We start from the raw sequence: 13,052 nt of genomic DNA, 5'->3' as shown, positions 1-13,052 counted from the left end.
GTTTAGCCAAAAAATAGTTAAATGCGCGGCAGCCAGAAATTAGCCGCCATTAATCACATCCAGTATCGCCTGCACACACTGCTCGGGCTGCTCCTGCTGCACAAAGTGGCCAGCATTTTCAATGGTGCGATGGGCAACGCCACGCGCGCCTGGCACGGTTTCCAGGAATTTTTTGTCGCCACCAGCGGTTACCGGATCATTATCGGCAAACGCCAGCATAAACGGCTTATCAAACTTGCTCAGCACTTGCCAGGCCGCCGTGTTCTCCTCGACCTCGGCCTCATCGTGAAACACAGGTACCAGGCTAGGAAATTGGCGCGCCCCTGCCATGTAAGTCTGATCGGGAAAGGGCGCACTGTAGGCAGCCGCCGCCGATTCAGACAATGGCGAGGTGGCTACCGCCGTCATCAATTCACCAATTTCAAGGTCGGGGCATTCAGCACAGAATTTGCGCCAATACAGAAACCCGGGTATCCCGGAGGTATCATTAAAGCGCTCTTCCAGTTCCTCAGCCTTGACCACAGGCAGCGTTGTGTAAGCTTCTTTCAAGAAGTCCGCATACTCAGGCGGAATCATCCCGGTCGGCATACCCCCATTGGACAACACCACATTGGCAAACCGCTCAGGAAAAGCGGTCACCATGCGGAGCCCGATCAAACTGCCCCAGTCCTGGCAGAACAGAGTGATATCCGTGAGACCGAGCGCCGTTAGCCACTGACTCATCCAGGCAATATGGCGTGCATAGGTATAATCCTGCCTGCGGGTTGGTTTGTCGGAGCGACCAAAACCAATAAAGTCAGGCGCCACCACACGAAACCCGGCTGCGACCAGCGGCGGAATCATATAGCGGTAGAGATATGACCAGGCGGGCTGACCGTGCATCAACAGAATCAAGGGCCCATCAGCAGGGCCCTCGTCCAGATGGTGCACTCTTAGCTCACCACCTTCCCCATCGTCTATTTGCAAGTAATGGGGCTGAAAGGGGTAGTCCTCCAGGTTTTCAAAACGCTCGTCAGGGGTCCGCTGGTATTGCATAGATTAGTTCACCTTGTCTTTGTTATGGCACATAGTATGCCGTTAAGATATGGACAGAAAAATTATCATCTCTCCAGCGCGCGGATGGTTATTGCGCAGCAGTTCCCGGATTAGTGAATACAGGGTTTACTACGGTTTCAATGTTGAGCTGTCCCGCCAGACCGGCGGCACGATGCTCCCCGATCTCCTTGATCTCATCCAGCTGCATCATCTGCGCCATGGCCGCACGACTGGGATACATGGCAATAGCTACTTCATCCCACAAGTCGTCTACTTTACCAATGACAAGCCTACTGACATTACCGGCAAACTCAACTTTGCCGCCTACCAAAGCCAGGCAATTGACGACACCCTGGGAATAAAGCTCATACGCTTCCCTCCCGCTCAGGCTCGTTTCGCGTCCATCTGCGTACACGGCCCGATCTTTGAATTTCAAAAGGTTCACCATATAGATCGGCGCCGCGTCCCCCGGCTCAAAAAACCCAGCGACTTGCTCCTGATCAGGCATTAGTGCGTTTTCGACCTTCATAATACGTCCTCTATTTAATTTTACTCGCTTCGAGTGACACTGGGCGCGTCAGGCCGCTCAATTGACATCGAGCAAAAAAATAATCTATCAAAAATATTGCTCTATTTATTATATGGCATAGTTTGTGCCATTATAATATGATATTCGAATACATATAACAAACTTAAGGGATGTATCGCTATGAAAAATCTAAATTCGGTAGCCACCGCCGCTGCCCTGGCCATGATGAGCCAAGGCGTGCTTGCAGCTGGAGTTTTAGAAGAAGTTATAGTTACAGCCACTAAAAAGGCTGAGAGCCTGCAGGATATCGCCGTCACAGTTAACGCCTTTGACGCTGACACGATCCTCGAAGCCGGCATCAATGACGCCCAGGATTTGGCGGTGCTAACCCCCAGCCTAAATATCAACACCAATATCAGCCCTTTCAATGCGCGCATGACCATCAGGGGCATCGGCACTGCACAAACGGACCCCGCACTGGAACCCTCGGTAGGCCTGTTCATCGACGGCGTTTTTATGGGACGTTCCGGCCTGGGCATGTCGGATCTCTCGGATATCGAGCGTATCGAAGTGCTACAGGGTCCGCAGGGTACGCTCTACGGCAAGAACACCAACGCCGGCGCCATCAGCGTGATCACCCAGTCGCCTAACTTTGACCAGTTGGAAGGCCACCTCGAGATCACCGCTGGCAACTACGCCATGCAAAGGTACACGGCGTCCATTTCCGGCCCGGTGTCGGATTCCCTCGCCTATCGTTTATCCGGCAATGTGCATAAGCACGACGGCTACCTTGAAAATGGCGGCGGCGCTGATCTAAACGATGCCGATGACTGGAATTTGCGCGGCAAGTTGGAATGGCAGCCAGGCGATGCGTGGAATGTAATGCTCAGCGCGGGTCGCGTAAAGCGCGACACCACCTGCTGCGGCGCCGATGCGGTCCAGACCGAGGTGGTGAACACGGCGCTGGAGGCACAGGGGCTGGCACGTGACAAGAATGATCCCTATGACTATGAAATAGCCGTCGATGTCGACAGTGCCTTTGAGATGGAGTCGGACCTGGCCTCACTGGTTGTGGACTATGAAGGTGACTGGGGTAGCGTCAAGTCTATAACAGCCTGGAACCAGTATGACTATGCCAGCAGCACCGATGCCGACCGCTCCCAGTTGGATGCACTGTCAATTGTAGACGACACCTATACCGGTGAAAGCCTATCCCAAGAGCTGCGTTTTTCGGCTGAAGTTGGTGACTCACTGGATTACATGGTTGGACTGTTCTATTACGAGCAGACCACCGAGCGCGGCGATGGCTCAGCTTTTGTTTTTATCGGAGACGACCTGGTACCCGTTGCCAGCCAACTGGACTTGCCGCTACCGGCGCCGATAGGATTTCTTGCCGCGGCCGGCGATTCGCTCAGCGGCGAGAATAAACTGGAGACAGAATCCCTGGCTGTTTTCGGACAGGCCACCTGGCACCTTGGTGAGCGCTGGCACGTTACCGGCGGCCTGCGCTGGACCGACGAAGAAAAACGCGCAGACCTGCTTTCGGTGACTGATTCAACCGCACCCGCCGCCATTATATTGGGCAGGTCACTGCTGGACTCGATTGCTACCCCCATTGATGCCAGCTTCGAGCGCAGTAAAGACAATATTGACTGGCTGCTGCGCGCCAGTGCTGATTTGGGTGACGACACCATGGTGTTTGCAAGCGCGGCTACCGGCACCAAGTCAGGCGGCTTTAATACGGTCAGTGGCAGCGAGGAGGACCGTGAATTTGATGATGAAGAGACCCTGACCTATGAATTGGGAATCAAGTCAACGCTACTGGATGCAACCCTGCGCATCAATGCCACCGCTTTTTACACTGAGATCAAGGAGTACCAGAACCAACAGCAACTGGAATCTGGCGCGGGAACCTTTGTCAGCAACGCAGCGGAAGTACAAACATCAGGTGTGGACCTGCAGGTGGAGGCGGCGCCCCTGCCCAACCTCATGCTGAGAGCAGGTCTGCTTTACATGCACGATTACGAGATTACCGATGGACCGAATGACGGTCTCAAATTACCGTTTACCGCCGACTTTAGCGGCAACCTGGGTGCCACCCTGATGCTGCCATTCGCGGACGGCGGTATCTACCTGCGCGGGGACTACATTTTCATGGATGACCACAGCACCAATGTCGCCAGCGCTGATAACTTGCAAGCCAAGGATTTCGACGACCGCCAGTTACTCAATCTGAAATTGGGCTGGCGCAACGATAACTGGAACATCTCTGTTTGGGGCAAAAACCTCACCGAAGACAAGTACGCCAGCCAAACCGTTGTCACTTTGCCTTTTACCGGGATGGATGCCTACTTCCTGGCGCCCCCACGCACCTACGGTGCGACAGTCCGGTATGAGTTTTAGCGCCGGCGCCTACAACCATACCTCCAGGTTATTGGCACGTCCCAGCGATCGCTGCAAGGTAATAGCGAGTACCGCGCTCATGCCACATGCTTCCAGCAACTGCTTGACGCTGGCCTGCTCATCGGCAGCCAGCGCGGCATATTCTTCTTGCACGCGTTGCAGCAGATAGAATCGGTAGGGCTGGGCAATGGCAGTCATCGACTGACCTCTGACCGCAAACTCAGCATTACCCATACCCTCACTCAAGCGCAGCACTGCCGGGGCACCCTGCTCTGGCTGTTTTTCCTCTAGCCACCGGTTAATTGCCTCTGCCGCTGCGCGGGTCTCGGGAATGAAGTCCTCAGCCAGAATTCGCAGCACCGCTATCAGAGTCTCAGGCACTTCATCATCCGCCAGAAAATCTGAGCCGGGGTCAAAAAATTCAGGTACATCCTGGTCGGCCCGATTCATACGCTCAACCCAACGATAGACGCGCACCGCACGCTGCTGCATCAGCTGCGCCGGATAAGGATCTCGACCCAGGTGGGCATACATGGGCGCCAGCAAGCCAAAATCACCAATACAGGGGCGCCAACCGAGCAGGTAGGGGTATTGGCCAAAGTGCTTATCAAGGGCCGCCAGATAGTCCAGGTACAGTTCTTCTACCAGTGGTGTGGTCTCATCATTGACGCCAAACATCTGTGCCGCAAAACGCATTCTGCCCATCATGTGCTCGGTTTTCTCCTGCCGCTGTGGCAGGTCCCGCTGTGAATGCAGAAAGTGGTAATGAATAAAATCGAGGTTGTCCTCGAAGTTCCAGCGATAATGCATGGCCGGACGCAACAAGCCGTCGGTGCCAATCACATCAAACAACGCACTCATGATGCGCTGACGCGGCCCAAGCGGTTGGCTGGGCCGGCCACTGGAAGCCTCAAAGTGCTCAATAATCGCCGCGCCATCACGGATAACCTCCCCGTCCGGCGTCACCAGTGTTGGAATGGTCGGTATGCCCGCCTTGGGCAATACTTCGGCTTTGAAACTTTCATGCCCGGTAGACAACTCGCGGAAGGCAATCCCCTGCTTGATCAGGTACGCGCGAGCGCGACCGGAGTAAAGCGAGTGGGTAATGGCGTAAAGCCGGTGAATATCGTTCATGCTTGCAATTCCTTATCGTGCGGCGCTTTCGAAAAATACAGCGCCGCGCAGGGCCTGTTATCTGCCAATACCACCGGCTGCTAGTCCCCGATGGCGCTGTTGCCGCTAGTTGGGCCAATAAATGTATTCATCTCCCTCAAGGAAGGGGTCCGCCAGCGATTTATCAATGGCGACCGGCATCTCCGCCACATAGGGGTACAGCGGCGGGCGCGCCGAGGCTTTATGGGCGTCAAGTAAAGCACCCAGCTCTGCGACCTTATCCGCCCGCACGGCGGCTAAGTTAACCTGCTCGGTGGGGTCTTGCGCCAGGTCATACAGCCAGGCCTTCGAGGGCTTATCAGATAGTTGTAACTTCCAATCCCCATGGCGCACCACCCGATAGTAGCCGCTTTGCCAGAACAAGGTCTGTCGGTCCCAGTCTGCAGCTCCTGCAGGGGTCGTTAGCGGCAGCAAGTCGCGGCCGTCTATAACAACACCATCTGGCACCGCTGCACCGGCCGCCGCGGCCAGCGTGGGCATCAAATCAATATGAGCGACCGGCGTATCTACTTGCGTGCTCGGCGCTATTTGCTGCGGCCATTTAACCAGCAGTGGCACCCGCAGGCCGCCCTCAAAATTGGTCAACTTCCAGCCCCGAAAAGGCGCGTTGACTGCGTCGAGCCCGATATAACCGGCACCGCCGTTGTCGCTGGAAAATACCACCACGGTATTATCGGCAATGCCCTGTTCTTCCAAGGTTGCCATGATACGCCCAACGCTGCGGTCCAGCGCTCGTATCATGGCCGCATACACACGCAAGCGATGGGGCTGGATATCCCCGACCGCCTCATAATCCTCCCGGGTCGCCTGCAGCGGCGTGTGCGGGCCCCAGTGCGCCAGGTACAGGAAGAACGGCCTATTGCGGTTGGCCTTGATCATGGCAATGGACTCATCGGTCCAGTAGTCAGTGAGATAGCCGCCCGGCTCAAAGCTATCACTACCGGTATTATTAAAGGAAGCCGCATAACCCATTCGGGCCCACAGAAATTTGTCGATCGGGTCAAACTCAAGCTTGGCGTTGACCACATTCGGGTCATCTTCCGGTAAATAGAGACCACTGCTCATCAGCAGGCTCTCGTCAAACCCCTGGTCATTGGGCGCAAAACCCTTACCCCTGCCCAGGTGCCACTTGCCAATATGCGCGGTATGGTAGCCACGTTCCCGCAGCACCTCGGCGATAGTCACTTCAGAACTGGGCAAACCCTGCAATTCATAGGCAGGCGCCTCGGCCGCTCCGACATCGTTAAACTCTGCGGGCGGTAAGCCGTTTTTCATGCTACTGCCGACCATGGACACCATGGGGCCCATACCTGACGGTGTGGGGGTGAACTCGAACCCGGTGCGGGTTGGGTAGCGCCCGGTCATGATCATCGCCCGCGAGGGCGCGCAGGTGGCGTTACCGGCATAAGACTGGCTGAACACCGCTCCTTCGGCCGCTAGTTGGTCTATATGCGGCGTCTGTACGCGACCACCGGCGACACCTCCGCCGAAGGTCGAAATATCGTTATAGCCAAGGTCATCAGCAAGAATCAGAATGATATTGGGCGGACGCTCGCCGCTAGCTTGCTGCGGGCCCTGCTGCCACTGGATCTCCCGGTTGGGGGCCACCACAAGCTCCCGCTCCGACTTAAACTTGACCATAGCCAGCATGACATCAATCCGCTTGAACCAGGCCAGTGCAGCTACGATAACAAGCAATGAGAGTACCAACAGTATTTTTCTAAACATGTGACGAACTCCCATAAGTGTGGGTTACAGCTCCCTCAAACCGCGACAAGCGCCTGCTGCACGGCGCTATAAACGTGGATTCTATTTTGGCACAGATAATGCCATTATATATATTCTCTGTAAACTGACCCAGCTGGGAACCCACATGAACAGACGTCTTTTACTCTGGCTAGTACCTACAGCACTCTATGCGGTATTTGTTACCTGGTATACAGACTTCGGCGGCCCGCTCACCGACGCCGAGGTCGATACTTTTGTTAGCTCAATGCAGGAGCGCGGCGGCGACCCCGAATTAATCGCCAGAATGGAGACGTTTTTCCGCGAGGATAGCGGGAACCAGTTTTTGATGCTGAATGCGATTGACATGAATGACAACCCTCCCGATGTCGAGGGCGCCGAGCCAGGTGCAAGCGCCGGTGAGCTAATGGGGCTTTACATGGAATACATGTTTCCCGCTCTGCTCAAGCGCGCTTCACACCCGGTGATTTACGGTGATGCCGTGTACAGTACCATCGACCTGGTCGGCATCGAAGGGGCAGAACAATGGACCGCTGGAGCGATATTCCGCTACCGCAGCCGCCGCACCCTGATGGAGATAGTCGGTAATCCGGCCATGAGCGAACGTCATGAGTTCAAGCTGGCGGCACTGGACAAGACTATTGCCTACCCGATCGAAACCAGCCTGAATCCAGGGGATCTGAGAATATTGTTTGGCTTAACGCTACTGGCGTTGACCGCGTTGCTTGATATCGCCTGTTTCGGGCGGCATAAACAGCGAGCCTGAATAGGCGCTATAGAGGTTGGCGAGACAGCTAAATCAGCTCGCTGCCATCGCCTCACTTATCATCTCGACGACGATCTTGATAGCTTGTTTTTTACCCAACCCTTGATGGCTACGCAGCCGATGCCACATTTCAAATGACGCGAGCGCATCTATCGCCTCGCGTCTGGCGCGTGGCAGCTTTTTCAGTTCTGGCAACCAGTCATCAAGATCCTTACGTAACGCCCGCTGGTAGTGCGCATAGTTTTCACGTAAGAAACTATGCTTCCAGCTCAACGCCGCAACGCACAAAATCGTATTCTTCTGGTCTTCATAGCCATCTGCACGACGCTCCACCGCGTGCAGTATTCTTTTTTCAGTCGTGCCTTCCCGATCCCCACCGATAAACAGCGCCTCAGAAGATTCACGGGTCTGCTGGTCGATCTCGATGAAAAGCGATTCCATATCGGCGAAGTGACGAAAAAATGAACGGATACCCACGCCTGCGCGCTCAGAGATCAGTTGGGCGGTTGGAATTAGCACACCTTCCTCCATAAGCTCCAGCGTTGCATCTATCATGGCCTGGCGACTGCGTTCACTGCGCAGGCGGCGCCCATCAACCACCTTTGGTTTTTGGGTTTTAGGGCTGCCCTTCGAATTAGCCAATGTAATCACCGCGACAATTTTTGAGTGGATAAATAGAACCAGTCTAGCATGCGTGCTTGTGCTGCAGAACACATAATGACATCCTATGTGCCATTTAAAGATGCAGAGATTTTTTATGAACTACGAAGTTACCAATAACATCGCCACCCTGACGATGGACGACGGCAAGGCCAACGCATTTGGACCGGCGCTTATAGCCGCGTTTAATGAAGCTCTTGATAGAGCTGAACGTGAAAAAGTCGGCGCCGTTATCGTGCGCGGCCGCGACGGCATGTTTTCTGCCGGCTTCGACCTCGGTGAATTCAAGAAAGGCGCTGAAGCCGGCACGGCCATGGCAAACGCCGGTTTTGAGCTGTTACTGCGTTTGTACAGCTTTCCGCTGCCGTTGGTTGCAGCCTGCACCGGACACGGCATTGCATTAGGCGCCTTTGTCATCATGACCTGCGACATGCGCATTGGCTGTCAGGGTAAGTTCAAACTGAGTCTGCCCGAGACGGCCATAGGCATGGAATTACCGCCATTGCTGATGGGACTGGCCGAGTCCCGCATTCCACCTAATTTCCTGACGCGTGTAGCGCTGAACTCTGAAAATTTTGATCCGGATCAGGCGGTAAGCGCCGGTCTACTGGATGAAACCGTCAGCGCTGACGAACTAACTGCGCGCAGTACTGATGCGGCTGAGAAACTCGCCCAATTACCGCAAGCACAGTTTGCAAAGAACAAGCTGGCCATTCGCGCAGTAGCGCTGCAATGCATGCGTGACGGTCTGAAGTAACTGGTGAAATCTTGAGCCCCTGACCTAAGCCAGCGGCTCAGATAACCTATCTCGCCAACAGATCTCTGGCGATATGAGTAATCTGAATCTCATCAGTACCCCCATAAATCTGCAATATTTTGGCGTCACGTGCCAACTGCTCAACGCGATACTCAGCCATGTAGCCGTTGCCGCCATGAATCTGCACCGCCTCCATCGCTACCTCCACTGCTGCCTGGGCTGCATATAGCTTCATAGCGGAAGCTTCTGCCAGCGAGGGGTTGCCGCCATGAGCCTGTAACTCGATGAATCGGAACACGATGTTCTGCAGGTTCACACGCGCTACTTCCATCTTTGCGAGCTTCAGCTGGATCAGCTGGAAATTGCCAATGGTCTGACCAAACTGCTCGCGCTCATTGGCATAGGCCACGGAAAGTTCAAGGCAGCGCTCGACAATACCCAGCGCCATAGCGGCGACACCGGCACGTTCCTGACCAAAAGTAGCTTTGGCGCCAGATCGTGCTGACACTTCCTCAGTCTCACCCAGTAGACGTTCCGGGCCCACTTTTACATCGTTCAGAAACAGCTCACCGGTGGGCGACGAATGAATACCCATTTTTCGGAACGGCTTGCTTTGCGCGAGACCCTCCATGCCGGAGTCAAGAATAAAGCTAAGCACTTTGCGGTCGCGGGCCTCAACGCCCTCCTCTTCCAGCTTGCAGATAAACACGATGGTATCCGCATAAGGTCCGTTGGTGATGTAGGTCTTGTTGCCGTTCAACAAGTAGCCGCCATCCTCTGTGCGCTTGCAAGAAGATTTCATGGAGCCAAAAGCATCGGAACCGGAATTAGGCTCAGTAATCGCCCAGGATCCAACGTGCTCAAGAGTGAGCAGTTTTGGGACCCAGCGTTCCTTCTGGGCGATTGTGCCCTTGGATAAGATGGCGCCCGCCGTAAGCCCAACACTGACACCCAGCGCGGTTACCATTCCAGGGCAGTACCGTGATAGCTCAATACTGGGAATCATCCGCATTGCCACGGCGTCCATACGCTGAGCGAGTTCTTCAGCGTTGGCAGGCGCCTGCTTTTGCTTGGTGGTGGGTTCTGCGGTTCCCGCGGCGATCGCTTTCTCGCGTTCAATGTCTTTTTCGAAGCGTTCTACCGCCATCACATCGGTACCAAAGGTTTTCATCATCTTACGCAACACGTCGTAAGGTGGCGTATCGCCGTGTTCAAGCACATCAAGATTCGGTTCAATTTCCGCTTCACAGAATTTGCGCATGGTATCGCGCACCATTAATTGTGTTTCACTCCACTCGATCATCTTTTTACTTCCTTCAGTCTGCTAATAATGCGCCACGGAGCCTACCACAAGTCATACGTTTTCCGATCACAAATCAGCCCGGTTTGAGCTCGAGTACACAACGGCGTAAGGTGAACGAAAAGTTGCCAAGGATACAGCTATGTCTAGAGTTTCTGATGCCGGAGGGTTTGATGGTTTTGCCGGGGTTTACGCTCACTGCCCGGATCTGTTCAAGGGGTTTATGTTCCGCTACGGGTTGCTCTGGTCACACAGCCGATTGGAGCCGGTGCTGAAGGATTTGGTACGCCTTAAATCTGCTAACATCAACCGCTGCCGCTACTGAATTCCCGCTCGATCTGCTGAGGCTCAGCGGAATGGTTTAACAGAAGAAATGGTGGTTCAAATGATGGACCATCGCGAGTCGGACCTTGATGAACGACTCAAAGTAGCACTTGATCTGACTGAAGATTTTGTCACCAACCACGCTCATGGTGTCGACGACGCTTTTATGGCGCGACTGCGTGAACACTACTCCGAAGAGGAGGTGGTCGAGTTAACCATTGCGATAGGCATCTGGGACTCGATTCACAAGTTTAATAACGTGTTTGATATACCCGAGGCGATAGAAAGTGGCTTATACAGCCTGGAGCCACCCGATGTGCCAGACGATATGCGGGAGCTTGTGAGTGATCCTGGCAATAAATACTAAACGCGGCGACATGGACGAATAAAGTCGCCCCCACAGGGGCACGCAAATTGTAGGGCAGAATTTATTCTGCCCAGCCCTTTACCCTAGCGATCCAACAAACTATCGAGGTCAACCGCCTTTACGCAAGCGCATAGGCGCCGCAACCAGCCTTCCATCATCTCACTGCCGCGGCCATCATCTATTTGCACATCATCATTGCCTGCCAATGTCGCAAACACGATCATCACCGCTCTAGCGTAGTCACGGCGCAGACTATCGAAGTCGTAGTCTGCAATATTTAGCGCTGCATGGTATTGGCGCAGAATATCATCACGCTCCTCAGCAGTAGCATGTTCATCCAGCGCGCTACTTATAAAGTAGGCCAAATCGTATGCGGCCGGCCCACTGCGCACCATTTGAAAATCCAGAAATGCACAGCCTTCTTCACTGAAAACCAGGTTGTCCAGTCGCAGGTCGCCATGCAGTAAAGTCGTTGGCGCCTGAGCGCAGAACGCAAAAACAAGCTCTGAGGTATGTTTGCGCAGCCACTCGATATGCCCTGCAACTGACGGCTCCAGCCGCTTCAGATAAGATTCGGAATGTCTTCTCAGCGACCCTTGGCGCATGCGGGCGTCGATATCCAATTCCATCAACCAAAAATGATCCTGCAAGGAGGCATCAGCCCAATAGCGTCGATGCAGTGCAGCAACCTCCTGCAATACATTCCCGCAGGCGGCCGCATCAATACCTACCAATTGGTCACCGGGCTGCATATCCTCGTAGTACTCTATCAACAACAGATAGCGTCGTTCCTTAGCACCAGCGGCGCGCATGGCTGCCCACGCCAGTAGACCGTTCATAAAACCCGGCAAGCGATCCAGAGCGCGGATAATCGGCTTCTGATTCTCAGACCCGCGATCACGATCGAATTCACTGAAATACAGTCGCGGCGCGCGAATCGGTAAATCATCACCGAACTCGCGAAAGAACATAATTTCACGCTCGTAAACCCCGAGTAACTCACCGACTACACGGTTCTCAAGTTTGGGTAGCTTGGCAATCAGGTAGCGCGGCACATCCGCACTACCACTACTGAGCTCCAGTCGAACTACGTCGCCCATAAAGCCAACGCCGGCACCCAGTACCCGTTGCTCTACGGAATTAATTTCGCCATCAAATAGAGTACTAAGCCAAGCAGCAGAGAGCTGCTCGGGAGTCTCTGGCAAAAATGACCGTTCAGTCATGAACCCCTAGGACTAGATCAAGCAAATCGGTGAGTTCGGCAATTTCGTAATCGGGCTCAGCTGTTACCTCCAGACCATGTGTCAGCGGAGTCTTAACACCCGGCTCTACAATACGTGCTGACGGCATACCAATGGCAGCGGCTCCAGCGACATCATGATGCAGGGAATCGCCGACAAAAAGCACTTCTTGCAACTTCAAACCACTTTTGGACAGCGCGTGGTGGTAGATTCCGGCGTGCGGCTTACAGGACTGCGCTTCTTCCGAACTGGTCCAATCATCCAGCCACTTGTCCAAACCATGATTGGTAACCAACGGATCTAAGTAGTCATCATCAATGTTACTGACAATGGAAACATAAATACCTTTTGCCCTTAGCCCCGCTAAAGTGCTGTGACAGTCTGCTCTTATCGGTAGGTTCGTAACCACAGCTTCAAGCTGCAGCTGATGAAATTCCTCGGCAAGTTGCGGCGAGGCTTGCAGACCGAACCCGTCCAAAAAAAGACGCAAGGTGTCTTGAAACAGGTCTTTGTGGAGAAAATAATTGTCCTTGCCGTAACGCTCGCCCACTTCGGCCGCTGCCACACCCCAGGCTGCTCCAATAGCCTCAGGGGCTGCATCCAAGCGCAGGGTGCGCACCACATGTGCTATGCCAGCACTGCCAAGTCGCCCACTGTAGCTGAATAAAGTACCACCAAGATCGAAAAATACGCCTTTGAACGCCAACGTTAGACTCCCTAAGTTTAGCCTAGATTAGCACGTTTGCAGGAA

The 13,052-nt window shown here is 54.2% G+C and carries 13 protein-coding genes; 5 read left to right on the top strand and 8 right to left on the bottom strand.

Features of this window, described 5'->3' with window-relative positions; translation table 11 throughout:
- Nucleotides 1-39: 39 nt before the first annotated feature.
- Together EYC98_RS08595 and EYC98_RS08590 are read right to left on the bottom strand one after the other, a co-directional pair.
- Nucleotides 40-1,035, bottom strand: coding sequence for a haloalkane dehalogenase (locus tag EYC98_RS08595; RefSeq protein WP_279244938.1), 996 nt, complete (start codon nt 1,033-1,035; stop codon nt 40-42).
- An 88-nt stretch (nt 1,036-1,123) separates the two neighbouring features.
- Nucleotides 1,124-1,564, bottom strand: coding sequence for a DUF1330 domain-containing protein (locus EYC98_RS08590; protein ID WP_279244937.1), 441 nt, complete (start codon nt 1,562-1,564; stop codon nt 1,124-1,126).
- Between the two features lie 180 nt (nt 1,565-1,744).
- On the opposite strand from EYC98_RS08590, the gene EYC98_RS08585 reads away from it, so the two are divergent.
- The gene (locus EYC98_RS08585) at nt 1,745-3,967 is read left to right on the top strand and encodes a TonB-dependent receptor (protein ID WP_279244936.1); all 2,223 of its coding nucleotides are present in this window, start codon (nt 1,745-1,747) and stop codon (nt 3,965-3,967) included.
- 9 nt (nt 3,968-3,976) lie between these two features.
- On the opposite strand, the gene EYC98_RS08580 is transcribed toward EYC98_RS08585, so the two are convergent.
- Nucleotides 3,977-5,101 (bottom strand): glutathione S-transferase family protein, encoded by a 1,125-nt coding sequence (locus EYC98_RS08580; protein WP_279244935.1) that lies wholly within the window; start codon nt 5,099-5,101, stop codon nt 3,977-3,979.
- Nucleotides 5,102-5,206: 105 nt separating this feature from the next.
- The gene (locus EYC98_RS08575) at nt 5,207-6,868 is read right to left on the bottom strand and encodes a sulfatase (RefSeq protein WP_279244934.1); all 1,662 of its coding nucleotides are present in this window, start codon (nt 6,866-6,868) and stop codon (nt 5,207-5,209) included.
- A 145-nt stretch (nt 6,869-7,013) separates the two neighbouring features.
- On the opposite strand from EYC98_RS08575, the gene EYC98_RS08570 reads away from it, so the two are divergent.
- A complete protein-coding gene (locus EYC98_RS08570) occupies nt 7,014-7,652 on the top strand; it encodes a hypothetical protein (protein WP_279244933.1) in 639 nt (212 codons plus the stop codon).
- Nucleotides 7,653-7,685: 33 nt separating this feature from the next.
- On the opposite strand, the gene EYC98_RS08565 is transcribed toward EYC98_RS08570, so the two are convergent.
- Nucleotides 7,686-8,366 (bottom strand): TetR/AcrR family transcriptional regulator, encoded by a 681-nt coding sequence (locus EYC98_RS08565; protein WP_279244932.1) that lies wholly within the window; start codon nt 8,364-8,366, stop codon nt 7,686-7,688.
- Between the two features lie 43 nt (nt 8,367-8,409).
- Between EYC98_RS08565 and EYC98_RS08560 the strand changes: the two genes are divergently transcribed.
- Nucleotides 8,410-9,069, top strand: coding sequence for a crotonase/enoyl-CoA hydratase family protein (locus tag EYC98_RS08560; RefSeq protein ID WP_279244931.1), 660 nt, complete (start codon nt 8,410-8,412; stop codon nt 9,067-9,069).
- 46 nt (nt 9,070-9,115) lie between these two features.
- Here EYC98_RS08560 and EYC98_RS08555 read toward each other — a convergent pair whose 3' ends face one another.
- Nucleotides 9,116-10,372: an acyl-CoA dehydrogenase family protein gene (locus tag EYC98_RS08555; protein ID WP_279244930.1), complete on the bottom strand. Its 1,257-nt coding sequence runs from the start codon at nt 10,370-10,372 to the stop codon at nt 9,116-9,118.
- 139 nt (nt 10,373-10,511) lie between these two features.
- On the opposite strand from EYC98_RS08555, the gene EYC98_RS08550 reads away from it, so the two are divergent.
- Nucleotides 10,512-10,694 carry a carboxymuconolactone decarboxylase family protein gene (locus EYC98_RS08550; protein ID WP_279244929.1) on the top strand — a complete coding sequence of 61 codons (183 nt, stop codon included), beginning with the start codon at nt 10,512-10,514 and terminating at the stop codon, nt 10,692-10,694.
- Between the two features lie 60 nt (nt 10,695-10,754).
- A complete protein-coding gene (locus EYC98_RS08545; protein WP_279244928.1) occupies nt 10,755-11,060 on the top strand; it encodes a carboxymuconolactone decarboxylase family protein in 306 nt (101 codons plus the stop codon).
- An 83-nt stretch (nt 11,061-11,143) separates the two neighbouring features.
- Here EYC98_RS08545 and EYC98_RS08540 read toward each other — a convergent pair whose 3' ends face one another.
- On the bottom strand, nt 11,144-12,283 hold the full coding sequence (locus EYC98_RS08540; RefSeq protein WP_279244927.1) for a phosphotransferase: 1,140 nt from the start codon (nt 12,281-12,283) through the stop codon (nt 11,144-11,146).
- Entirely contained in the window at nt 12,276-13,007 is a 732-nt protein-coding gene (locus tag EYC98_RS08535; protein WP_279244926.1) for an HAD family hydrolase, read from the bottom strand. Before EYC98_RS08535 ends, EYC98_RS08540 begins: the two co-directional genes overlap by 8 nt.
- Nucleotides 13,008-13,052 lie beyond the last annotated feature (45 nt).

It is taken from the genome of Candidatus Litorirhabdus singularis (assembly GCF_026262625.1).
Lineage (GTDB): Bacteria > Pseudomonadota > Gammaproteobacteria > Pseudomonadales > Halieaceae > Litorirhabdus > Litorirhabdus singularis.
The sequence above is the reverse complement of the archived record's forward strand: the minus strand, read 5'-3'. Positions and strand labels throughout refer to the sequence as shown.